The following is a 22,089-nucleotide window of genomic DNA, read 5'->3' on the forward strand; positions in this document are numbered from 1 at the left end:
CTCGCCTGCCGCTGTCGCCTCGTCGAGTAGCGAGCAGTTTGTCAAAGGTAATCCTGTCAATTCACTGATAACAGTCTGGAAGTTCAGCAACGCCTCCAAGCGTCCTTGGGATACTTCCGCCTGATACGGAGTATAGGAGGTGTACCAAACTGGGTTCTCGAATACGTTACGTTGGATCGGGGCCGGGCAAACCGTGTCGTACCAACCCATACCGATATAAGAGGTGAATACCTCGTTCTTGGAAGCCAGCTCGGCGATATGCTCGGCGAACTCACGTTCCGTCATGGCCTCCGGGAGGTTCAACGGCTCTTTCAAACGGATGTTGGCCGGAATGGTCTGATCGATCAACTCGTCCAAAGACTTCACGCCAATCGTCTCCAACATAGCGGGAATATCTTCCGCTGAGATGCCCACGTGGCGGTTTACAAACTTATTTGTGTCCATAATTCTAGTATTTTATAAATAAGGATTATTTAATTTCTCATCAATGATTCGTGTCTCGGGGCCATGGCCGGGGTATACCACGGTCTCGTCCGGCAACGACAGTAATTTGTCCTTGATAGCGGCAAGCAGTATATCTTGGTTGCCTCCCCATAAATCGGTACGGCCGATGCTTCCGGCGAACAAGGAATCCCCGACGATCACGAAACCGTTCTTCTTGTTATAGAAAGCCACGCCTCCGGGCGAATGACCGGGAACGCTCAATACCGCCAGCTCGGATTTCCCGAACTTTATGATTTCCCCGTTTACCAGATATTTCCCTACCGGGACGCTTTTCGCCTTCATCGGCAGGCCGAACGCCTTGGCTTGCTCCTCGGGGGAGGGAAGGCCCTCCACGTCCGCTTTATGGGCTTCCGGGCTCAACCCGTAGGTGTTATGGACGAATTCGTTGCCGAATATGTGATCCAGATGGAGGTGCGTACAAAGGTAACGTTTCAGCGTCAGCCCGTTCTGGGCGATAAAGTCGCTTACTTCTTTTTGTTCCTCTTTGCGCAGGCAGCCGCAATCGATAAGGACTGCCTCCTTGGTATCATCGTATAGCAAGTAAGTATTCTCGGAGAAATAGTTTACTTCGAAAGATTTTATCGTAATCATAAGGGTACGTACACTACTTTTTTAGTTTCAAAAAACTCTTCTTTAAAATGGTCTTTCAGATCCATGCTTATCGCTTGGTTCCGGAAAGGCAATATCTCGTGCGCCAGCTCTCCACCTTTCAGGCAAATCAATCCGTTGGGCAATGCGTTGATCTGTTCTTTCTTTATATTCTTGCGGACGATCTTTACCAGATCCGCCAGAGGCATCACGGCACGGCTTACCACGAAATCGAAAAGCTGCTTTTCCTCCTCGCCCCGGCAATGGCGGAAGGATACGTTCTCCAGCCCGATCGCCTCGGCCACGGCTTGTCCCACCTTGATTTTTTTCCCGATACTGTCTACCAGATGGAAATGGGTCTCCGGGAATAAGATCGCCAAGGGGATGCCGGGAAAACCGCCTCCCGTACCCAGATCCATCACCGAGGAACCCGGCTTGAAACGCAGCATATCGGTGATACCCAGCGAGTGAAGCACGTGATGCGGATATAGGTTCTCGATATCCTTCCGTGAGATCACGTTGATCTTGGCGTTCCAATCCGTATATAGGTCATATAGGGCGGCGTATTGCTCTTTTTGCCGGTCGGTGAGATCGGGGAAATAAGATGTGAGAATTGAAAATTGAGAATTGGGAATTGAGAATTTCTCTGTATTTTGTTCCATAGGACATCTGTTTATAGGTTTATCTATCATTAATTTTCAATTCTCAATTTTCAATTTTCAATTAACTGACTTATCGGGCTGTCATCCCGCAGCAAATAGCGGATTTCCTTGTAAGGGAGATGGACGTTCGTGACGCCTACCACGTATGCCGCTATCTCATATTCGTTGAAAGAATAGGTGATGCCCGTCTCGTCTACGAGGAAGTTGCCGTTCGGGAAGATCTCGTCCACGCTAAAGAAACCGATATTTTCCAGTTCCTTGGCGTCGGATACGTTGTTTTGCTTGGCGATCTGATCTACCAATATTCGCGCCAGATTGTCTTGATAGTTGTCCACGAATATCTCCTCCTCGGTGATCGGCTTACCGGTCTTGAGGTTCACTACATGGTTATTGTAGGAATGTGCGCCATGCGCTCCGCCCGTATAGTTCTCGAAGCTTACCGTATAGCTGATGATATCGTCTTGGTTGAAGGCGATATCATCCGACGACATCTCATAGTAAGAGAACCAAGAGCCCACCGGTGTCTCGTCGGATTTCGCCACCTCAGCCTTGTAATCCTCTTCCAGATCCTTATAAGCGGCCAGATAGTCGTCGGTATATTTCCGTACCGCCTCCTCGGGGGATAATTGCTCATAATTCTCGCCGAAATAAGAGGAGACGAACTGTCTCTGTAGATTCTTAAGAACCTCTTTATCCGAATATTTCCGGGGATAAACGAACTTGATCTCTAGATTGCAATTGGGATTATCCGGATTATCTAACAAATGGTAAGTCTTTTCCACGCTGATAGAATCAAACGTGATACTGTTTTCAGAAGCCTTCTTCGTTCCGGTATCGCAACCCGTGGCTAAGATACCTATCAAAAGAAGCGCCAGCATGCTTTCGCGTAAATGCGTTCTCATCGGACTACAGATTTAATTTATTTGTACGCGAATGTACGTTATTAAATTGTATAATCAAATTGCACGATGAAGTTTAATAAGAGGACAACCATACCTTAAATTCCGCCGCCTTATTTTTAGCCACGAAAATGGGTTCGTCGGTCGGGAGGCTCAGATTTATACGTAATCGGCTATCGAACCAGATGGTGAAGCTATCTATTACTTCCTTGGAAAGGATAAACTGTCGGTTTACCCGGAAGAAGCAAGTCGGGTTTAATTTTATCATTAAGGAGTCTAGAGATTTACCGATGGAATATGATTGTCTCTCGCGGGTCACCACGCTACTTTCGCCGTTCGTGTTATAGAAATAAGCGATCGCCTCGGTTTTGATCGGTATAATCCGATCCTTGAATGGGACGAGAATCCGCTTTAGATATTCCGAGCTACAAACCAATTGGTCGATCCGGCTGATATGCTGCCGTACGGTCACCGGATTAAGTCGGTTGTATTTATCTAGTGCCTTTCGCATGCTCTCTAACGTGATAGGCTTCAATAGATAATCGACGCTGTTTACCTCGAATGCCTTGATCGCATATTGGTCGTATGCGGTAGTGAATATGATGGGAACCTCTATGGTGACGCATTCGAAAATATTGAAAGAGTTTCCGTCCGCCAATTGGATATCCATGAAGATGAGGTCGGGCATGGGATGACTACGGAGCCATGTCACGCTATCTACTACCGTATCGAAATGATCCAAGATCTCGATATGCGGATCTATCTGTAGTAATAAGTTCTTGATGTTCTTGTAGGCTGCGGCCTCGTCTTCGATAATGATGATTTTCATGATTGTTTGGATTTAGATTAACTCTTTAAAGGTAGGGAAACACGGAAAAACTCATCCGTATCCTCTATCCTTATTCTTTTTTTTACGAGTAGGGCAAAGCGGTTATCTAGGTTTTTCAGCCCGATACCCACTTTCTCCACCTCGTCCAGCTTGGGCTGTTTCCGGTTTAGGATCACCAAAGAAGGTTCGTGGGTGCTGTAAATGGATAATCGCATTGGGTTGCGGGCGCTGATCTCATTATGCTTGATCACGTTTTCTATCAATGGTAGCAAGGAAAGAACCGGTAGCTGGCAGGACATATAGGCTGGGTTGATCTGTATGTCGAACGTCAGTTTCTCCTCATATTTGACGGATAGCATGAAGCGGTAGGTTTCCAAAAAAGATAGTTCGTCCTTTAACGCCACTAATTCTTTCTTCTCGCTTTGAAGTATATATCGGAATACATTGGATAGGTTGGAGAGATAAGCCAGTGATTTCTGATTCTGTCCTTCGACTATCAAGGCATGCAAAGAGTTCAACGCATTGAAGAAAAAATGAGGGTTGATCTGGTTGTACAAGGCATCTATCTGGCTTTGCAGGGATTCGTTTTTCAGTTTCTCGTAGTTTCGCTCCACTTCCTCTTTACGTGCGGCGAGGATATAAATCCGGCTGAACGTGTATATTCCAACGAATAGCGTGAAAAGGTTGTTGTACCATGCCTCCTCTGGCTCGTGGAACAAGTAGAAAAGCTTCTTCCCATGGAAACGGTGGTTTTCTTTCGGTTCGTTTCGCTCGTATTTCTCCCGGATATTTTGGTTTGTGCTTCGTATGACGGGTGAGACCCCGAGCCATACGATTAAGGAAAATAATACGGATACCAGCGACGAATAGGCGAATTGCTTGAGATGCCCTTTTTTCTCAGGCTGCCAACATACGTTAATTTGTAGTAGTATCCGAGTGAACAGGATGAAAAACAGGCATTGGAAGATCAACAATAATATACTGTCGATCTCGGGGTCAATCCCTCTGATCCGGGATAGCTCGATACAATCCATGATCTCTTCGGAGGTCACGAAGAAACCCGATAATACGGATACCCATATCAGTATGGATGGTTTCTGAAGGAGATAATGTCTTATTTTCATGGCTTCTCTTTTTATAGGCAAAAGTAAAGTTAAAGCTTGATATACCCTTTCTTTTCCTCCTGTTTTCGGATCATTTAATTTTCGCCCTCAATCCTTTTTCTTTCGCTTTGGACGGAAAAACAAAACTTTTGGCCTCTCCGGGAGTCATATTTGCGTAATAATAAATCACGATTGAATATGAAAACTGCATTGTTTTTTAAGCTTTTGTTCGTTTGTCTAGCGTGCGTTGCGATTCGTCCCGTATCGGCGCAAGTACTGGGAGCTGGTGTCTTTGAGTTGAAAGGACAGGTTGTGGACTCATTGACAAATGAGCCGGTCTCGTTCGCGACCTTGCGTGTGACGAGGGGTGAGGAGATTACGGAGCCTCTTGCTTTATTGGCTTGCGATATTGATGGGTATTTCTCTGTCTCCTTGCCCGAGGCCGGATCTTATTATTTCCATATGAGTTCTATCGGGAAAATACCTGCTCGGAGGAAAGTGAGCGTTTCGGCTCAATCGCCCGTATGGAACGTAGGTAAATTATGTATGAAAGATGATGCCCGGACGCTGGGAGAGGTGAGGGTCTCGGCGCAAAGACCTTTGGTCAAGGTGGATATTGATAAATTGGTCTATAACTTAGAGGAGGATCCCGAGGCGAAAGTCAGCAATACATTGGATATGTTGCGGAAGGTACCGATGGTAACCGTGGATGGCGATGATAATATCCAACTGAAAGGAAATAGTAATTTTAAGATCTACATGAATGGACGGCCCTCGGGATTGCTTAGCAGTAATCCTTCGACAGTATTGAAAAGTCTTCCGGCCTCCAACATCAAGGATATAGAGGTGATAACAGATCCCGGTGCCCGCTACGACGCTGAGGGAGTGAGTGGAATTATCAATATTATTATGGTGAGACGTGTCTTGGATGGATATACGGGGACGGTGAGTGCGGAGGTTACTACGAACGAGGCATACGGCGGCGGGACATTCGTCTCGCTGAAAGCAGGGAAACTGGGACTTACGGCGAATTACAATCTGGAGTATGAACGTGAGCCTATAGCGGATATCACTTCCTTTCGCAAGAACTTATCGGATGACGCTAACCGTTACCTCTCCCAGATCGGGGAGCATTGGGAAAGGGAGAAAATGCACCGGGGATATTTGGAGGGAACTTTCGAGATCGACTCGATGAACCTGATTAGCGTGGACGCCAATTTGTTCCGCAAGCGTCAGAAAGAGTTCTCGGATCTGAGCGTGGAGATGCGTGACATGAACCGAGACTTGATTTATGCTTACGATCGTTTTAGCCAGAATCAACCTGTCTTCGGCTCCGTGGAGGTGAATGCCAACTACCAGCATGAGACAAGGCGTAAGGGGGAGTTGCTGACTTTGTCTTATCGTTTCACCAATGATCCGAATGATGATGAGAACCGGATGCGGATAACGGGTACCTCGAATTACTCTGATTTCCTGCAATGGGACACGAACCGGGCGAAGACCAATGAGCATACGGGACAATTGGATTATATAAGACCCATTGCCGGGGGGCATGATCTGGAGACCGGAGTAAAATATATCTTGCGCCAGACCGACAGTGAGATCACGCAACGGCTTTATGATGAGACTTCCGGCAATTGGCATGAACCGTCGGGCAGCTTTGTGGATTTCAGCCATACGCAACATATTTACTCGGTGTATCTGGGTGGCACCTTTCGTTGGAATAAGCTGGGAATAAAGGCTGGAGTACGTGCGGAAGGAACGAGCTTGGACGTGAGCTATTCGAATGATCTGACGAAAGACTTTCATTCGAATTTTGTGGATATCGTACCGAACGTTACGTTGTCTTACTCGATCGGACAGTCGCAACAGATCCGTCTGGGATATAATATGCGTATCCAGCGTGCGGGTATTGATTATTTGAATCCTTATGTCGACGAGCGGGATCCGCTAAATGTTTCTTATGGCAATCCAGACTTGGATTCCGAGAAAAGCAATAGTGTGAACCTTAATTATACCTTATTCACCCAGAAGTTTAACATAAATGCCAGCGTAAGCCATGCATTTGTGAACAATTCTATCGAGCAATATACTTTTATGGATACGGAGCGTCCGAACGTATCGGTCTCTACCTATGGTAATATCGGCAAACGGCACCAGACAGGCTTTTCCCTTTATATGAATTGGAGCCCTCTCCCATTGTTCCGTTTTTTCATGAATGGTGGCGTGGATTATATCAGTATGGAAAACGAGGAAAGAAACTTGTCGAACAGCGGTTGGAGCGGACGTGCTTTCGCCGGTGTCCAATTTTCGTTTCCGAAAGATTTCTGGCTGAACATGAACGCCGGTTATATGTTACCCAAGATTCAATTGCAAGGGGAACGATCCGATTTCCTGTTTCACGGCATTACCTTGAATAAGGATTTTTTCCATAAGAAGCTCACGTTATCTGTCTATTGCAAGAGCCCTTTGACGAAGACTTGGAAGATGGAGAACAAGACTTATAACAATGCGTTCACCCTTTATGAGACGGAGAATAAGGTGATGCGTGAGTTCGGTATATCCGTATCTTATCGTTTCGGGAGCCTTACGGATACTTTCAGGAAAATCAAGCGGGGCATCGTGAACGATGACGTGAAGGATAGTGGGGGAAAGGACGTCGATTAGTAACGATAGTATTATGATTACGAATAGGTATTCGAGGACGATGTGGATTTTGATGCTGTTTCTCTCACGGCTTTTTCATTTAAGTTTTGAATTGGGCGTACAATGCCTCTACGCATGCCAGTGCGGCATGGGCGAGAATACTATTCTTATAGACATCAGTCGGGGTGGCGGTCTTTATGGAGTCTTCAAGCCCATAGCGCAAAGATCTTTGATTCTTGCCGAAGCGGATATTTCCCTACGGAAAACCTCTGCAAAAGCAGACATTCGATCAGCCATCTTTTCATTGTCTATGCTTTGAAACACACGGCAAAGCGTAGTTTCCAAGGGTAACCCATACGGAAATAACTCTTTCGCCTGCAGGCGTTTCAAGTGACGTTTGCCAAATTGAAGCATTTTAATTCTACCTACAAAGATAGGTGCGGAGGAAGGCAAGCTCACGCTCTTCCTTCTTGGCTTTCAGCCAGTGGGTGAAGGTGTGCGTATTGATCCCCCTTCTTTTCCGGGTATCCCTGAATAAGAAGAATTTTACAATAAGCAGAAAATCAGGTCGTGTTTTCAAGGGGTTGAAAATCAGAGTCGTAAAAACATCGTAATGTTTGCGTCGAAACACGTACATGTTTTTCCGAAAAGTCGTACATGTTTTTGGATATTCACGTACGTGTTTTTCCGGAAATGATATTGATGTAAAATAGGAACATTAAAAAAAGACAATAACCTTACCTTGTGAGATTCTGTCACAAGAGATATTCCGGGTATTTGATGGTTAGATCGATTTGGGTACGGTTCTCCTATTGGTATCCGAGGACGATGTGGATTTTGGATATTTTCTATTATCTTTGTCACTTGAAAGTGTATTATCAATTCAAAATGTAAATAATATCATGAGAAAATTATTGTTAGCCTTTTGTGCGTTCGCAACGATTTGTAGCGCCGGGGCGCAGTGGAAGCCCGCCGGAGACAAGATCAAGACGGACTGGGCTGAGAAAGTAGATCCCCGGAATGTATTGCCAGAATATCCACGCCCCGGGATGGAACGTGCGGATTGGCAGAATTTGAACGGCGAGTGGGAATACGCTATCCTTCCAAAAGGACAGGCAGAGCCGACGAGTTTCGATGGGAATATCTTGGTGCCGTTCGCCGTGGAATCCTCCTTGTCCGGCGTGCAAAAAGAAGTGGGGGAGAAGAATGAGTTGTGGTATAAACGAACCTTTACGGTGCCCTCCTCATGGAAAGGAAAAGATATCTTGTTGAACTTCGGCGCCGTGGATTGGAAAGCGGACGTATTCGTGAATGATATCTTGATCGGCTCCCACACGGGAGGCTTTACCCCGTTTTCCTTGAATATCACTCCCTATCTGAATGGCAAAAGTACGCATAAGCTGGTGGTGCGTGTATGGGACCCGAGCGATAAAGGCTACCAGCCCCGTGGAAAGCAAGTGGCCAACCCGGAGGGAATCTGGTATACGCCGGTCACCGGAATCTGGCAGACCGTATGGTTGGAGCCGGTCGCTTCCTCGCATATCACCTCTATCAAGGCGATCCCGAATATCGATAACGGCGTGATGAGCGTGACGGTCGGGACTTGCTCCGACTCCCCGGTGTCGGACATCGTGGAGGTAAGCTTGCTAGATAAGGGGCAGGTGGTTGCTACCGCCAAGGGCCTACGAGGGAAAGAATTACGCTTGGCCGTGAAAAATCCTACGTTGTGGGAACCTTCCAATCCTTATTTATATGATATGAAGGTGAGCTTGTCAAAGAATGGCAAGAAGGTGGACGAGGTGAAATCGTACACCGCCTTCCGTAAGATATCCGCCGAGCGTGACGCCAACGGCATCATGCGTATGCGCTTGAACAACAAGAACCTGTTCCAATACGGCCCGCTGGATCAAGGCTGGTGGCCCGACGGACTTTACACGGCTCCCACGGACGAGGCGTTGCTGTATGATATCGTGAAGACGAAAGCGTGGGGCTTCAACATGATCCGCAAGCACGTGAAGGTAGAGCCGGCCCGCTGGTATTATCATTGCGATAAGGAAGGTATGTTGGTTTGGCAGGATATGCCTAGCGGCGACATGGGTAACCAATGGGCGCCTCATACGTATAACGGTGGAACCGACAAGGAGCGTACCGAGGAGTCTATCCGTAATTATTACAAGGAGTGGAAGGAGATCATGGACCTGTGCGTCTCGAATCCTAGCGTAGTAGTATGGGTGCCCTTCAACGAGGCTTGGGGCCAGTTCGATACCGAGAAGGCTGCCGAGTGGACAAAAACATACGATCCTTCCCGTCTGGTGAATCCGGCCAGTGGCGGTAATTTCCGTGCGTGCGGCGATATCTTGGATTTGCATAATTACCCGGGTCCGGCGATGTACCTGTTCGATCCGGTGCGTGTGAACGTATTGGGCGAGTATGGTGGTATCGGCTTGGCCGTGGAGAACCATTTGTGGTGGAATAAACGCAACTGGGGCTATGTACAGTTTAAGAATAGCGATGAGGTGACCGCCGAGTACGTGAAGTACGCCAAGGAGTTGAAGGCGATGGTTCCGAAGGGCTTCTCCGCCGCTGTCTATACGCAAACCACGGACGTAGAAGGTGAGGTGAACGGCCTTATGACCTACGACCGCAAGGTGATCAAGATCAATGAGGCCGAGGTGCGCAAGGCGAACCAAGAGGTGATCAAGGCGTTGTCTGAGTAGAAAGCCGAAAAATTAGTAATTTGATTCGATGATAGATCCGGTCCGGGCAGAGAGAGATTCTTTCCCGGATCGGATTGTTTTAACGGAATGAATATGATTCGAAATGTGAGTTCGCGAGACGCCAAGGCGATCGTGGATATATACAATGAATATGTCGTGAATAGCGTGGCTACGTTCGAGACGGAACCTTTGCGGGTGGAGGAGATGGAGGGTCGCATAGCCGGGATCTCGGCGAGTTATCCTTATCTGGTATACGTAGATCATGATGAGGTCGTGGGATATTGCTATGCCCATGCGTGGAAAGAAAAGGCAGCTTATAAATATACGCTTGAGACCACCGTTTATTTATCCCCGAGATACAAGGGCAAGGGGATCGGCCGGCAGCTTATGGAAAGGCTGATCGAGGAATGTCGGGCAGGCGGCTACCACGCCTTGATTGCCTGCATTACCGAGGGGAATGAGGCTAGCTGCTCGCTGCATGAGAAGCTGGGGTTCAGAAAAGTATCCCACTTCGAGAAAGTAGGGCTGAAATTCGGGCAGTGGCTGGACGTGGTAGATTATGAATTGATAATTAAGCCTAACGAGAGGTAACTTTCGAATCTCAATTTTCAATTCTCAATTAATATACCTATCTTCGCGATAAACAAAATGTAAAGAATGAAATACAATACAGAAGGAAAAAGATTGACTTTGCCCGAATACGGTCGCAATATCCAAAATATGGTAGACTATTGCGTGACTATCCAAGACAGGGAAGAGCGTAAGCGTTGCGCCAACACGATTATCAACATCATGGGAAACATGTTCCCGCATTTGCGTGACGTAAACGACTTTAAGCATATCCTCTGGGATCATCTGGCGATCATGGCCGATTTTAAGCTCGATATAGACTATCCGTACGAGATCATCAAGAAGGAGAACCTGTATAGCCGTCCGCCTCGTATCCCGTACAACAATAACCGTATACGCTACCGCCATTACGGAAAGACCTTGGAGCTGATGATCCGCAAGGCCACGGAGCTGCAACCCGGTATGGAGAAAGACCAGCTCGTGCGGCTGCTGGCAAACCAGATGAAGAAATCGTTCCTTACTTGGAACAAGGAAAGCGTGGACGACCGTAAGATCTTCAAGGATCTGGACGAGCTGTCTAGCGGCAAGATCGTATTGAGCGAGGAGGAACACAAATTGGCCGAGAGCCGTGATATCTTGGCCCGTAATAACAGTGGCGGCAACAAAAGGAACTTTACGCGTAAAGGCAGATGAGCTCGTTCGTTATAGAAGGTGGTTATCGCTTGTCCGGCGAGATCGTTCCGCAAGGCGCCAAGAATGAGGCGTTGGAGGTGATCTGCGCGACATTGCTAACACCGGAGAAGGTGACCATACACAATGTGCCTGATATCTTGGACGTGAATAACTTAATCCAGCTCCTTAGGGATATGAGGGTCAAGGTGGAGCATCCGTCCGCCGATACCTATACCTTTCAGGCGGACGACGTGGACATGGAGTATTTGAGTACTGAGGAGTTCCTGCGCAAGAGTGGTAGCCTGCGGGGTTCCGTGATGATCGTAGGCCCGTTGGTAGCCCGCTTCGGCAGGGCGCTGATCCCGAAACCGGGTGGCGACAAGATCGGGCGACGCCGGCTGGACACGCACTTCGTGGGAATCCAGAAGTTGGGCGCTTGCTTTAGCTACGACGCCGGGCGGCAAGTATACGAGATAGAGGCACGCCAGTTGAAAGGCGCTTATATGCTGCTCGACGAGGCTTCCGTGACCGGAACGGCGAATATCTTGATGGCTGCCGTGCTGGCCGAGGGGGTGACGACGATCTATAACGCCGCCTGCGAGCCTTACCTGCAACAACTTTCCACGATGCTGAACCGCATGGGAGCGAGAATCTCAGGTGTCGGTTCTAACCTATTGACGATAGAAGGTGTACGGTCGCTTTCCGGCACGGAGCATACCATCCTCCCCGATATGATCGAGGTGGGTAGCTTTATCGGTATGGCCGCTATGACCGGATCGGAGATCACCATCAAGAATACAGGATATGATAAGCTGGGGATCATCCCGGACGCTTTTCGCCGCTTGGGTATTACCGTGGAGCAGCGAGGCGATGATATTTATATCCCTCGGCATGATTCCTACGAGATCGATACGTTTATCGATGGTTCTATCATGACCATCGCCGACGCTCCTTGGCCGGGGCTTACGCCGGACTTGCTGAGCGTATTTCTCGTAGTGGCTACGCAATCCGTGGGGAGCGTGCTGATCCACCAGAAAATGTTTGAGAGCCGTTTGTTCTTTGTGGACAAGCTAATCGATATGGGAGCCCAGATCATCCTTTGCGACCCGCACCGGGCTACGGTGATCGGGCTGGGTAACCGCTTCAAGTTACGGGGCTCTACGATGGTATCCCCGGATATTCGCGCGGGTATCGCCTTGCTGATCGCCGCTATGAGCGCCGAAGGTACCAGCACGATCCATAATATAGACCAGATCGACCGGGGATATCAAGGGATCGATAAGCGATTGAACCAGATCGGGGCACGTATCACGAGGATTTAAAGATTTTAGGCGATGATTAGAGAAGGAGAGGTTTTCAAGATCGGGCAGTTTGCCAAGCCCCATGGCATCAAGGGGGAGTTGTCGTTGGTGACGAACAGCGATGTGCTGGAAGATGCCGAGGACCCGTACATTGTTTGCGAGATGGATGGTATCTTGGTACCGTTCTTCGTGGAGGATTTCCGCTATAAGACCGATACGGTGGTCTTGGTGAAACTGGAGGACGTGAATTCCGAGGAGGATGCTCGCATGTTTGTGGGCAAGGAGGTGTTTTATCCTTTGGACGCCGTGGACGAGGAGGATCTCGTGGGGGATATGACGTGGGACAGTTTTATCGGTTATACCGTGACGGACGTACAGAAAGGTTATTTAGGAGAGATAACAGACGTGGATGAGACGACAATCAACGTCCTTCTGCGTGTCGATCATAAAGGCGAGGAGCTGTTGATCCCCGCCGTGGAGGAGTTGATCACCGAGGCCGACCATGAGGCCCGTAGCCTCACGGTGTCTTTGCCGGAGGGACTTATAGAATTGATAATTGATAATTGAAGATTAGGGGTTGAAAAAGAAGAATACGAAATCGTTTTGGCACCGGATCCGGTTTAAATATAAACTTTCCTTTATCAATGAGGGGACGTTGGAGGAGGTGTGGTCTTTCCGGCTTTCGCAGTTATCGGCGTTTGTCACTTTGGCGGTGTTCGCCTTTTTCTTGATCGCCGTTACCGCCTCTATCATCATCAAGACACCGATTCGCAACTACTTGCCGGGCTATCTCGACGTGGAGGTTCGCAAGGAGATTATGCAGAATGCCTTGCGGGCGGATTCGTTGGAGCGTATGATGGAGATCCAGTCCCTTTATCTGGATAACGTGGCCGGAATCCTTTCCGGTACGATGCCCTTGGACTCGATCCGTCAGATAGATTCTTTGGCTAGCAACGATATTAACTATGAGATTCCTCGTAGCAAGGAAGAGACTCGCTTCGTGAAAGATTACGAGGAAGAGGAGAAATATAATTTATCGGTATTGACCGACCCGGGCAAGGTACCGACCGAGGGGGTCTTTTTCTATAAGCCCGTGAATGGCGTGGTCACCTCTCATTATGAGACGGATGTCCATCATTATGGCGTGGATCTGGCCGCGGCCCCGAAGGAGAGTGTCTTGGCTACGTTGGATGGTACGGTGATCTATACCGGTTTCGATCCGAACCACGGAAACGTAATTCAAATACAACATAAGAACGGATTCATCTCGGTTTATAAGCACAACGAATTGTTGCTGAAAGAGGTGGGAGACCATGTGGTAGCCGGTGAGGCGATCGCTCTGGTCGGGAATACGGGAGAGTTGTCTACCGGGCCGCACCTGCATTTCGAGTTGTGGTATAAGGGCAATCCGGTGAATCCGGAAGAATATATAGCTTTTTGATAATCCATGAAAAAAAGACAGTTAGCGATATTAGGCTCGACCGGTTCCATCGGGACCCAAGCCTTGGAGGTAGTGAGCGAGCATTCCGATCTTTTCGAGGTGTATGCCTTGACCGCGAATAACCAAGTGGACTTATTGATCAATCAGGCCCGGAAATATATGCCGGAGGTGGTGGTGATCGCCAATGAGCGGAAATATCCCGAGCTGAAAGAGGCCTTGGAAGACCTGCCGATCAAGGTATGGGCGGGTGCCGACGCTATCGCCCAGATGGTGCAGTCGGAGCCGATCGATATGGTGCTGACGGCGATGGTGGGCTATTCCGGCTTGCGACCGACGATCTCGGCGATCAAGGCGGGAAAGGCGATCGCCTTGGCGAATAAGGAGACATTGGTCGTGGCCGGCGAGCTGATCATGAAGCTGGCCGCCGAGCATAAGGTGCCTATCTTGCCGGTGGACTCGGAACATTCGGCCATTTTTCAATGTTTAACAGGTGCGTATGATAATCCGATCGAGAAGATCTTGCTGACGGCTTCCGGTGGTCCGTTCCGGCGGAAGACGCTGGAGGAGCTGGCTACCGTGACGAAGGCGCAGGCCTTGAGGCATCCGAACTGGACGATGGGGGCGAAGATCACGATAGACTCGGCCTCGATGATGAACAAGGGCTTCGAGATGATCGAGGCGAAATGGTTGTTCGATGTCACGCCGGATCAGGTACAGGTGGTGGTGCACCCGCAGTCGGTGATCCACTCGATGGTGCAGTTTGAGGATGGCGCCGTGATCGCCCAGCTGGGAATTCCCGACATGAAATTGCCGATCGCCTACGCTTTCTCGTTCCCGACACGTATGAGGAGCATGGCGCCCCGTCTGGATTTCAACCAATATTCGACTTTGACGTTCGAGGAGCCGGATATGGAACGTTTCCGCAACTTGGCTTTCGCTTTCGAGGCGGCCCGCCAAGGAGGGAATATGCCCTGTATCTTGAATGCCGCCAATGAGGTGGTGGTGGCCGCTTTTCTGCAAGATCGTATCGGCTTCTTGCAAATGAGCGACGTGATCGAGCAGACTATGCGGAAAGCCTCGTTTATCGTCAATCCCTCGTATGAGGATTATGTGGCTACCGACACCGAGGCTAGGCGGTTGGCGGCCGAGTTATTTTGAAATAATTTAAAACAGAACAAACAATAGTAGATGGAAACTTTTTTGATTAAGGCGTTACAGCTTATCTTGAGCTTATCGATACTGGTGATTGTCCACGAGTTCGGGCATTTTATCTTCGCCCGGATTTTCAAGGTGCGGGTAGAGAAGTTCTACCTCTTCTTCGATCCGTGGTTCTCGCTATTCAAGTACAAGCCGAAAAACAGTGACACGGAATACGGCGTAGGCTGGCTTCCGTTGGGAGGATATTGTAAGATCTCCGGTATGATCGACGAGAGTATGGACAAGGAGGCGATGGCCCAGCCGCCCAAGCCTTACGAGTTCCGCTCCAAGCCGGCCGGACAGCGTTTGATGATTATGGTAGCGGGCGTGGTGTTCAACTTCTTGCTGGCTTTGTTTATTTATTCCATGATCTTGTTTACGTGGGGCGATACGTACTTGCCTTTGAAGAACATGAAGATGGGTATGAATTATAGCGAGACGTTCCAGAACGTCGGTTTTCAGGACGGTGATATCTTGCTGAGAGCGGACAATGAGGAGTTGGAGCGTTTCGGTAGCGACAGTTTCCGCAAGGTGGTGGAGGCGAAGACCGTGACGGTGCTCCGTGACGGGCGGGAGACCGTGATCTCCATACCGGAGGATATGATGCAACGTTGCATGCGTGACGGAAAAGGCTTCGCCGATCCTTTGCGTATCCCGATGGTCGTTCGTGAGCTTCCCGACAAGAATGCCCCGGCGGCTCTCGCTGGCATGCTGCCGAAGGATAGCGTGGTGGCTATTAACGGTGTGGCTACCCCGACGTTTTATGATGCCTCCGGGTTATTGTTAGAGAATAAGGGCGAAGAGGTGACAGTAGATTTCTACCGGAACGGCCAGTTGGAGTCGTTGACCATGAGGACGGACTCGGCCGGGAAAATTGGCGTAGCGGTGATGTTGCCTACGGATCTCTATCAGACCGTGACCCGCAAATACGGCTTTTTCGAGTCGTTCCCCGCCGGTATTAAATTAGGTATTAATACCTTGAAGGGATATGTGAACGACATGAAATATGTGTTTACGAAGGAAGGTGCCTCCAGTTTGGGCGGTTTCGGTACGATCGGCGGATTGTTTCCGTCTGTCTGGGATTGGCGGATTTTCTGGGAACGTACGGCTTTTCTATCTATCATCTTGGCGTTCATGAATATCTTGCCGATTCCGGCCTTGGATGGCGGACACGTGATGTTCTTGATCTATGAGGTAGTGGCCCGTCGCAAACCGAGCGATAAATTCCTAGAGTATGCCCAAATGGCAGGTATGTTTATCCTGTTCGCTTTATTGATCTATGCGAATGGAAATGACATCTTCCGCTTCTTCTTCAAGTAACGTACGTCTCTACAACTAGATACAAAAAACCTCCCGGATCACTTTTCTATGTGATCCGGGAGGTTTTTTTGTATGAATAAAGTCCTCTTTCTTATTTCAGGATGTCGTTGATAGAAGCAAGGATCTTTTTGGAGTTCTCGTCTTTCGGGTCGAGTTCGACAGCCTTTGTCAAATATTCTTTCGCTTGCTTGAAGTCTTTGTCGGCTTTCGCTTTCTCGGCGTTGTATTTATCCGGCTCGGAAGTAGCGATCGGGGTAGCGGCCTGTAATATCTTCGCTCCGTTGCCATACAGCATGGCGCCAAGGCTGTAGTAAGCGTTGCTCTGGTAATCCTTGTTCGATACGGCTAGGACCTCTTTGTACATTTTCTCGGCACCGGCCAGATCTCCCTTCTTTTGGGCGGCTTGTCCTTGTTTGATGCAGTAACCGTAAAGCAACTTTTCCAGATTGGTCTTATTCTTGTTTCCATCGGGAATCACTTTTAATCCCTCTTTTACCGTAGTCAGGAATTCTTCAGTTTTGTTTAAGTTACGGTAAGCCATAGCCTCGCCTACATAAGAGTCGTCTACGTTGTAGTTCATCTTAACGGCCATGTCGAAGTATTTGGCGGCCTCGGCGTAGTTCTTCGCTTGATTAGCGGCGTATCCGCAATTGAAGATACGGGCGGTGTCTTGGTAATTGTTTTGTTTCAAGTATTCGCCGTATTTTGTTACGACGGTAGCGTAATCTTTTGCTTTCAAAGCAGCGTCACCTTCATCTCTTAATTTGTCAGCGTCTTGTGCGAATAGGTTTCCGACACATAGGCATAAAGCCACTAATAAAACAATTTTCTTCATGGTAATTATTAAATTTAATTGATTTTGTGCTCTAAGTTAAGGTGTGCGGGAAAAGAAGCCAAGATATTTTACGTTTTTTAGAAAACAATAAAAATAGAAAACATAAAAAAGGGATTGCCGCAAGCAATCCCTAATAATGAAAGATTCTTTGGAACTTATGCTTTGAGTGAAGGAAAAGCCTCAGCCACGGCGGGGTAGACAATCTTTCCTTCCACGATGTTTAATCCCAGTTCTAGGCCCGGATCTTCCTCGCAGGCTTTTTCCCAACCTCTGTCGGCAAGCTTGATCACGTACGGCAGGGTAGCGTTGGTCAAGGCTAATGTGGAAGTCTGCGGGACCGCTCCCGGAATGTTGGCTACGCAGTAATGGAGGATATCGTCTATCTCATAAACCGGATTGGCGTGCGTAGTCGGGTGGGAGGTCTCGAAGCAACCGCCTTGATCGATGGCTACGTCTACCAATACGCTGCCCGGTTTTAATAACTTCAACATATCCCGGGTGATCAAGTGCGGGGCCTTGGCTCCGGGGATTAATACGGCGCCGATCACTAAATCGGTTGTGGGTAATTCCTGTTCGATCGTATGCGTGGAAGAGAACAACGTCTTCACGTTTTTCGGCATCGTCTCGGACAGATAGCGCAAGCGGGGAAGCGAGATGTCGGCAATCGTGACATCAGCACCTAGCCCGGCGGCCATCAAGGCGGCGTTGTGGCCTACCACACCACCGCCTAAAACCAATACCTTACCCGGTTTCACGCCCGGCACGCCACCTAGCAATACGCCTTTGCCACCTTGCGGTTTCTCAAGGAAACGAGCGCCTTCCTGTACGGACATGCGTCCGGCTACCTCACTCATAGGAATCAAAAGGGGTAACGTATGATCTGGGTTCTCCACGGTCTCGTAAGCCAGACAGATGGAGCCGCTCTTTATCATGGCAAGGGTGAGAGCCTCGTCGGATGCGAAATGGAAGTAGGTGAAGACAAGCTGTCCTTTGCGTACCAAGGGATATTCGCTGGCGATCGGTTCTTTTACTTTTACGATCATCTCGGCAATTCCATATACATCCTCAATGGCCGGGAGTATCCGGGCCCCTGCCGCCACATAGGCATCATCGGCGAAACCACTGTTTATACCAGCCGTGTGTTGCACATACACGGTATGACCTCTTTTCACCAACTCTTTGGCTCCGGCGGGAGTAAGAGCTACCCTGTTCTCGTTGTTCTTGATTTCTTTTGGAATTCCAATAATCATAATGGTAGCATTTAATGGGTTTATATGCCTGCAATATACAAAAAAGAGGAACAGATTGGTATTCTGTCCCTCTTTTTTTATCTTATTTCTTGTTCCTTATAAACCTTGTCCGTGGCAGTTCTTGTATTTCTTGCCACTTCCGCAAGGACATGGATCATTGCGTCCTACTCGTTTCTCGGCACGGACCGGAGCTTGCTTCGGTTGAGGTGCCTCAGCTTGGGTGTTGTTTCCGCTCAAGTCTGTTTTCTCCGTGCGGTAACGGCTCATATCCTCGTGCTTCTCCGGGGCGGCCTCTTGTACGGCGATACGTTGACGGGCTCTTTCCTCGGCGATCGCTTGGGCGGCTTGCTGGGCTACGGCCGCTTGACGGGCTTGCATGGCTTGGCGTTGCTCCTCGGTCGGCTCCTCACGTACCGGGATCTGTCCACGCATCAAGATGGCGGCTGTCTTACGGTTCATGTTGTCTACCATTGTCTTGAACAGGTTGTAAGATTCAAGTTTGTAGATCAACAATGGATCCTTGTTCTCGTAGCTAGCGTTTTGTACGGAGTGGCGCAGCTCGTCCATCTCACGTAGATGCTCTTTCCATCCCTCGTCGATCATATGCAATACGATTGATTTCTGGAAGGATTTAACGATTGCCTTACATTCCGTGTCGTAAGCCTCTTTCAGGTTGCAAGATACATTATACATGCGCTTGCCGTCCGTGATAGGGATCATGATGTTCTCGTACATCGCTCCTTGATTCTCGTACACTTGCTTGATGACCGGGTGAGCGACTTGCGTCATGCGTTCCATGCGACGTTTGTAAGTCTTCAATGCCTCCTCGAACAATTTCTCTACGAGTTGCTCCGGTTTCATGCTCTTGAATTCGTCTTCCGTGAACGGACTTTCCATGGCGAATGTCTTGAACAATTCTAACTTGAAGCCCTCGAAGTCCTCGGCGTGTTGATCGGCGATAGCCGTAGAAGTATCGTAAATCGTGTTCAATACGTCCAGACCGATACGCTCTCCCATCAAGGCGTGGCGACGGCGGGTGTAGATTACGTTACGTTGTGAGTTCATCACGTCGTCGTATTCCAACAGACGTTTACGGATACCGAAGTTGTTTTCCTCTACCTTCTTCTGGGCACGTTCTACGGACTTGCTCAACATATTGTGCTCCAGAACCTCGCCTTCCTTGAAACCAAGCTTATCCATCAAGCCGGCGATCTTCTCGGAAGCGAATAAACGCATCAAGTCGTCTTCCAGTGAAACGAAGAATACGGAAGAACCCGGGTCTCCCTGACGTCCGGCACGACCACGTAACTGACGGTCTACACGACGGCTCTCATGGCGTTCCGTACCGATGATCGCCAAACCGCCTGCGTCTTTCACGTCCTTGGACAGCTTGATATCGGTACCACGACCGGCCATGTTGGTAGCGATCGTAACCGTACTCTTTTGACCCGCCAAGGCCACGATCTCGGCCTCTTTCTGGTGCAACTTAGCGTTCAATACATTGTGCTGGATCTTACGCATCGTAAGCATACGGCTCAATAACTCGGAGATCTCTACGGATGTCGTACCCACCAATACCGGGCGGCCTGCCTCCGTCAGCTGAACGATTTCCTCGATAACAGCGTTATATTTCTCACGTTTTGTCTTGTAGATACGATCGTTCATATCGTTACGGGCGATCGGTCGGTTGGTCGGGATCACTACTACGTCCAATTTGTAGATATCCCAGAACTCGCCTGCTTCCGTCTCCGCCGTACCGGTCATACCGGATAATTTATGGTACATACGGAAGTAGTTCTGCAAGGTGATCGTGGCGAATGTTTGTGTAGCGGCCTCTACCTTTACACGTTCCTTAGCCTCGATCGCTTGGTGCAGGCCATCGGAATAACGACGTCCGTCCATGATACGACCCGTCTGCTCGTCAACGATCATGACCTTGTTGTCCATAACCACGTACTCATCATCCTTCTCGAATAAGGTGTAAGCTTTCAACAACTGGTTGATGGTATGTACACGCTCGCTCTTAACGGAATAGTTCGCCAAGATCTCGTCCTTTTGAGCTTGTTTCTCTTCCTCGGTTCCTGTCATGTTCTCCAATTGAGATAATTGGGAAGTGATATCGGGAAGTACGAAGAAGGTCGGGTCGTCCGTCTTACCGGTCAATAGGTCGATACCTTTATCCGTCAATTCGATACTGTTGTTCTTCTCGTCGATCACGAAATACAACTCATCGGTCGCCTCGTGCATATGGCGCATATTCTCGGACATGAAATATTCTTCCGTCTTCAACATTTGAGCTTTTACGCCTTGCTCGCTTAAGAACTTGATCAACGCCTTGTTGCGGGGATATCCCTTGAAGGAGCGGTACAGAAGGATAGAGCCTTCCTCAACGACCTTCTGGTCGTCGCTAGCCATTTTCTTCTTGGCCTCGATCAATAATTTGGAGCAAAGGTCTTTCTGCGCGTTCACGACAACCTCCACGTTCGGGCGGAATTGCTCGAATAATTGTTCCTCGCCACGAGGGATCGGTCCGGAGATGATCAGCGGCGTACGAGCGTCATCGATTAATACGGAGTCCACCTCATCGACGATGGAGTAGTTATGCTTGCGTTGTACCAAGTCTTTCGGGCTGATCGCCATATTGTCACGCAAGTAGTCGAAACCGAACTCGTTGTTCGTACCGAACGTAATATCCGCCTCGTAAGCCTTACGGCGAGCCTCGGAGTTCGGCTGGTGCTTATCGATACAGTCTACGGAAAGTCCGTGGAACATATAAAGCGGTCCCATCCACTCGGAGTCACGTTTTGACAAGTAATCATTCACGGTTACCACGTGTACACCGTTACGTGTCAAGGCGTTCAAAAATACCGGAAGGGTAGCCACCAAGGTCTTACCTTCACCGGTCGCCATCTCGGCGATCTTACCTTTATGAAGAACGACGCCACCAAATAGCTGAACGTCGTAATGGATCATATCCCATGTGATCTCGTTTCCACCGGCTTTCCAGTGATTGGCGTAAATCGCCTTATCGTCCTCGATGCGGACAAAGTCGAAACGAGCGGCCAGATCCCGGTCGAATTGGTTAGCGGTAACTACCACTTCCTCATTCTCGGCGAAACGGCGGGCCGTATCTTTCATGATAGCGAATACCTCGGGCAAGGATTGCTCCAGTACCACTTCCATCTTGTCCGTGATGGCTTTCTCGATTTTATCTACCTCGGCCCAGATCGCCTCACGTTCTTCCAGTTCCTTATCCTCGATGCCTTTGCGAAGCTCTTCCACTTGCGCTTTCTCCTCGGCTACGTAGTCCTGGATACGTTGTTTGATCTCATCTGTTTTCGCACGCAACTCGTCGTTCGAGAGTGCCTTGATTGACGGATATACGGCCTTTACCTTATCTACGTAAGGTGTGATTTCTTTAAGGTCACGCTGCGACTTATTGCCGAACAGCTTCGTCATAAACTCATTAAATCCCATGATTCTTATGTTAATGGATAGTTGAGCAACTATCGTCTGTTATTACTTTGTTGTTTGAATAATTAGATAATAATAAAT

The 22,089-nt window shown here is 48.8% G+C and carries 18 protein-coding genes (1 of these 18 only partly in view); 9 read left to right on the plus strand and 9 right to left on the minus strand.

Going from position 1 to position 22,089, the window contains the following annotated elements:
* The 6 genes from gcvP to QVP94_RS17675 form a co-directional block, all read right to left on the minus strand.
* Window positions 1–444, minus strand: partial view of an aminomethyl-transferring glycine dehydrogenase gene (gene gcvP, locus QVP94_RS17650; RefSeq protein WP_022193131.1) — the beginning only. Its footprint begins 2,439 nt before the window's first position; the window shows 444 of its 2,883 coding nt (coding positions 1–444); the start codon lies at window positions 442–444; its stop codon lies beyond the left edge, outside the window.
* A gap of 12 nt (window positions 445–456) precedes the next feature.
* Entirely contained in the window at window positions 457–1,095 is a 639-nt protein-coding gene (locus QVP94_RS17655; RefSeq protein ID WP_005855561.1) for an MBL fold metallo-hydrolase, read from the minus strand.
* On the minus strand, window positions 1,092–1,784 hold the full coding sequence (gene rsmG / locus QVP94_RS17660; RefSeq protein WP_011966023.1) for a 16S rRNA (guanine(527)-N(7))-methyltransferase RsmG: 693 nt from the start codon (window positions 1,782–1,784) through the stop codon (window positions 1,092–1,094). The genes QVP94_RS17655 and rsmG overlap by 4 nt, the downstream gene beginning before the upstream one ends.
* Window positions 1,785–1,804: 20 nt before the next feature.
* Window positions 1,805–2,656, minus strand: coding sequence for a DUF3298 and DUF4163 domain-containing protein (locus QVP94_RS17665; protein WP_005855566.1), 852 nt, complete (start codon window positions 2,654–2,656; stop codon window positions 1,805–1,807).
* A gap of 73 nt (window positions 2,657–2,729) precedes the next feature.
* The gene (locus tag QVP94_RS17670; protein WP_005855569.1) at window positions 2,730–3,482 is read right to left on the minus strand and encodes a LytR/AlgR family response regulator transcription factor; all 753 of its coding nucleotides are present in this window, start codon (window positions 3,480–3,482) and stop codon (window positions 2,730–2,732) included.
* A 17-nt stretch (window positions 3,483–3,499) separates the two neighbouring features.
* Window positions 3,500–4,606 carry a sensor histidine kinase gene (locus QVP94_RS17675; protein ID WP_005855572.1) on the minus strand — a complete coding sequence of 369 codons (1,107 nt, stop codon included), beginning with the start codon at window positions 4,604–4,606 and terminating at the stop codon, window positions 3,500–3,502.
* 177 nt (window positions 4,607–4,783) lie between these two features.
* Between QVP94_RS17675 and QVP94_RS17680 the strand changes: the two genes are divergently transcribed.
* From QVP94_RS17680 to rseP, 9 genes are all read left to right on the plus strand, one after another.
* Entirely contained in the window at window positions 4,784–7,252 is a 2,469-nt protein-coding gene (locus QVP94_RS17680; protein ID WP_005855575.1) for a TonB-dependent receptor, read from the plus strand.
* Between the two features lie 881 nt (window positions 7,253–8,133).
* Window positions 8,134–9,948 carry a glycoside hydrolase family 2 protein gene (locus QVP94_RS17685; RefSeq protein WP_022193132.1) on the plus strand — a complete coding sequence of 605 codons (1,815 nt, stop codon included), beginning with the start codon at window positions 8,134–8,136 and terminating at the stop codon, window positions 9,946–9,948.
* A 93-nt stretch (window positions 9,949–10,041) separates the two neighbouring features.
* A complete protein-coding gene (locus QVP94_RS17690; RefSeq protein WP_022193133.1) occupies window positions 10,042–10,539 on the plus strand; it encodes a GNAT family N-acetyltransferase in 498 nt (165 codons plus the stop codon).
* A gap of 66 nt (window positions 10,540–10,605) precedes the next feature.
* Window positions 10,606–11,211 (plus strand): DUF4290 domain-containing protein, encoded by a 606-nt coding sequence (locus QVP94_RS17695; RefSeq protein ID WP_005855584.1) that lies wholly within the window; start codon window positions 10,606–10,608, stop codon window positions 11,209–11,211.
* Entirely contained in the window at window positions 11,208–12,512 is a 1,305-nt protein-coding gene (murA, locus tag QVP94_RS17700; protein WP_005855586.1) for a UDP-N-acetylglucosamine 1-carboxyvinyltransferase, read from the plus strand. Before QVP94_RS17695 ends, murA begins: the two co-directional genes overlap by 4 nt.
* A gap of 12 nt (window positions 12,513–12,524) precedes the next feature.
* The gene (gene rimM / locus QVP94_RS17705; protein WP_022193134.1) at window positions 12,525–13,058 is read left to right on the plus strand and encodes a ribosome maturation factor RimM; all 534 of its coding nucleotides are present in this window, start codon (window positions 12,525–12,527) and stop codon (window positions 13,056–13,058) included.
* Window positions 13,059–13,068: 10 nt separating this feature from the next.
* A complete protein-coding gene (locus QVP94_RS17710; RefSeq protein WP_022193135.1) occupies window positions 13,069–13,932 on the plus strand; it encodes a M23 family metallopeptidase in 864 nt (287 codons plus the stop codon).
* 6 nt (window positions 13,933–13,938) lie between these two features.
* Window positions 13,939–15,090, plus strand: coding sequence for a 1-deoxy-D-xylulose-5-phosphate reductoisomerase (locus QVP94_RS17715; RefSeq protein ID WP_022193136.1), 1,152 nt, complete (start codon window positions 13,939–13,941; stop codon window positions 15,088–15,090).
* 30 nt (window positions 15,091–15,120) lie between these two features.
* The gene (gene rseP, locus QVP94_RS17720; protein ID WP_022193137.1) at window positions 15,121–16,449 is read left to right on the plus strand and encodes an RIP metalloprotease RseP; all 1,329 of its coding nucleotides are present in this window, start codon (window positions 15,121–15,123) and stop codon (window positions 16,447–16,449) included.
* A gap of 91 nt (window positions 16,450–16,540) precedes the next feature.
* Here rseP and QVP94_RS17725 read toward each other — a convergent pair whose 3' ends face one another.
* The 3 genes from QVP94_RS17725 to secA form a co-directional block, all read right to left on the minus strand.
* A complete protein-coding gene (locus QVP94_RS17725; protein WP_005855602.1) occupies window positions 16,541–17,284 on the minus strand; it encodes a tetratricopeptide repeat protein in 744 nt (247 codons plus the stop codon).
* A 155-nt stretch (window positions 17,285–17,439) separates the two neighbouring features.
* Complete coding sequence (ald, locus tag QVP94_RS17730) at window positions 17,440–18,534, minus strand: alanine dehydrogenase (protein ID WP_005855604.1); 1,095 nt, start codon at window positions 18,532–18,534, stop codon at window positions 17,440–17,442.
* A 96-nt stretch (window positions 18,535–18,630) separates the two neighbouring features.
* Window positions 18,631–22,011 carry a preprotein translocase subunit SecA gene (secA, locus tag QVP94_RS17735; protein WP_005855607.1) on the minus strand — a complete coding sequence of 1,127 codons (3,381 nt, stop codon included), beginning with the start codon at window positions 22,009–22,011 and terminating at the stop codon, window positions 18,631–18,633.
* Between the last annotated feature and the right edge of the window lie 78 nt (window positions 22,012–22,089).

The organism is Parabacteroides sp. CAG:2, assembly GCF_000436315.1.
GTDB lineage: Bacteria > Bacteroidota > Bacteroidia > Bacteroidales > Tannerellaceae > Parabacteroides > Parabacteroides distasonis.

Coding starts and splice junctions, on each gene's coding strand:
- QVP94_RS17690 (WP_022193133.1), top strand. CDS start 10,042: ATGATTCGAAATGTGAGTTCGCGAGACGCCAAGGCGATCGTGGATATA.
- QVP94_RS17670 (WP_005855569.1), bottom strand. CDS start 3,482: ATGAAAATCATCATTATCGAAGACGAGGCCGCAGCCTACAAGAACATC.
- QVP94_RS17680 (WP_005855575.1), top strand. CDS start 4,784: ATGAAAACTGCATTGTTTTTTAAGCTTTTGTTCGTTTGTCTAGCGTGC.
- QVP94_RS17715 (WP_022193136.1), top strand. CDS start 13,939: ATGAAAAAAAGACAGTTAGCGATATTAGGCTCGACCGGTTCCATCGGG.
- QVP94_RS17695 (WP_005855584.1), top strand. CDS start 10,606: ATGAAATACAATACAGAAGGAAAAAGATTGACTTTGCCCGAATACGGT.
- QVP94_RS17675 (WP_005855572.1), bottom strand. CDS start 4,606: ATGAAAATAAGACATTATCTCCTTCAGAAACCATCCATACTGATATGG.
- QVP94_RS17655 (WP_005855561.1), bottom strand. CDS start 1,095: ATGATTACGATAAAATCTTTCGAAGTAAACTATTTCTCCGAGAATACT.
- QVP94_RS17725 (WP_005855602.1), bottom strand. CDS start 17,284: ATGAAGAAAATTGTTTTATTAGTGGCTTTATGCCTATGTGTCGGAAAC.
- murA (WP_005855586.1), top strand. CDS start 11,208: ATGAGCTCGTTCGTTATAGAAGGTGGTTATCGCTTGTCCGGCGAGATC.
- QVP94_RS17685 (WP_022193132.1), top strand. CDS start 8,134: ATGAGAAAATTATTGTTAGCCTTTTGTGCGTTCGCAACGATTTGTAGC.
- secA (WP_005855607.1), bottom strand. CDS start 22,011: ATGGGATTTAATGAGTTTATGACGAAGCTGTTCGGCAATAAGTCGCAG.
- rseP (WP_022193137.1), top strand. CDS start 15,121: ATGGAAACTTTTTTGATTAAGGCGTTACAGCTTATCTTGAGCTTATCG.
- rimM (WP_022193134.1), top strand. CDS start 12,525: ATGATTAGAGAAGGAGAGGTTTTCAAGATCGGGCAGTTTGCCAAGCCC.
- rsmG (WP_011966023.1), bottom strand. CDS start 1,784: ATGATAGATAAACCTATAAACAGATGTCCTATGGAACAAAATACAGAG.
- ald (WP_005855604.1), bottom strand. CDS start 18,534: ATGATTATTGGAATTCCAAAAGAAATCAAGAACAACGAGAACAGGGTA.
- QVP94_RS17665 (WP_005855566.1), bottom strand. CDS start 2,656: ATGAGAACGCATTTACGCGAAAGCATGCTGGCGCTTCTTTTGATAGGT.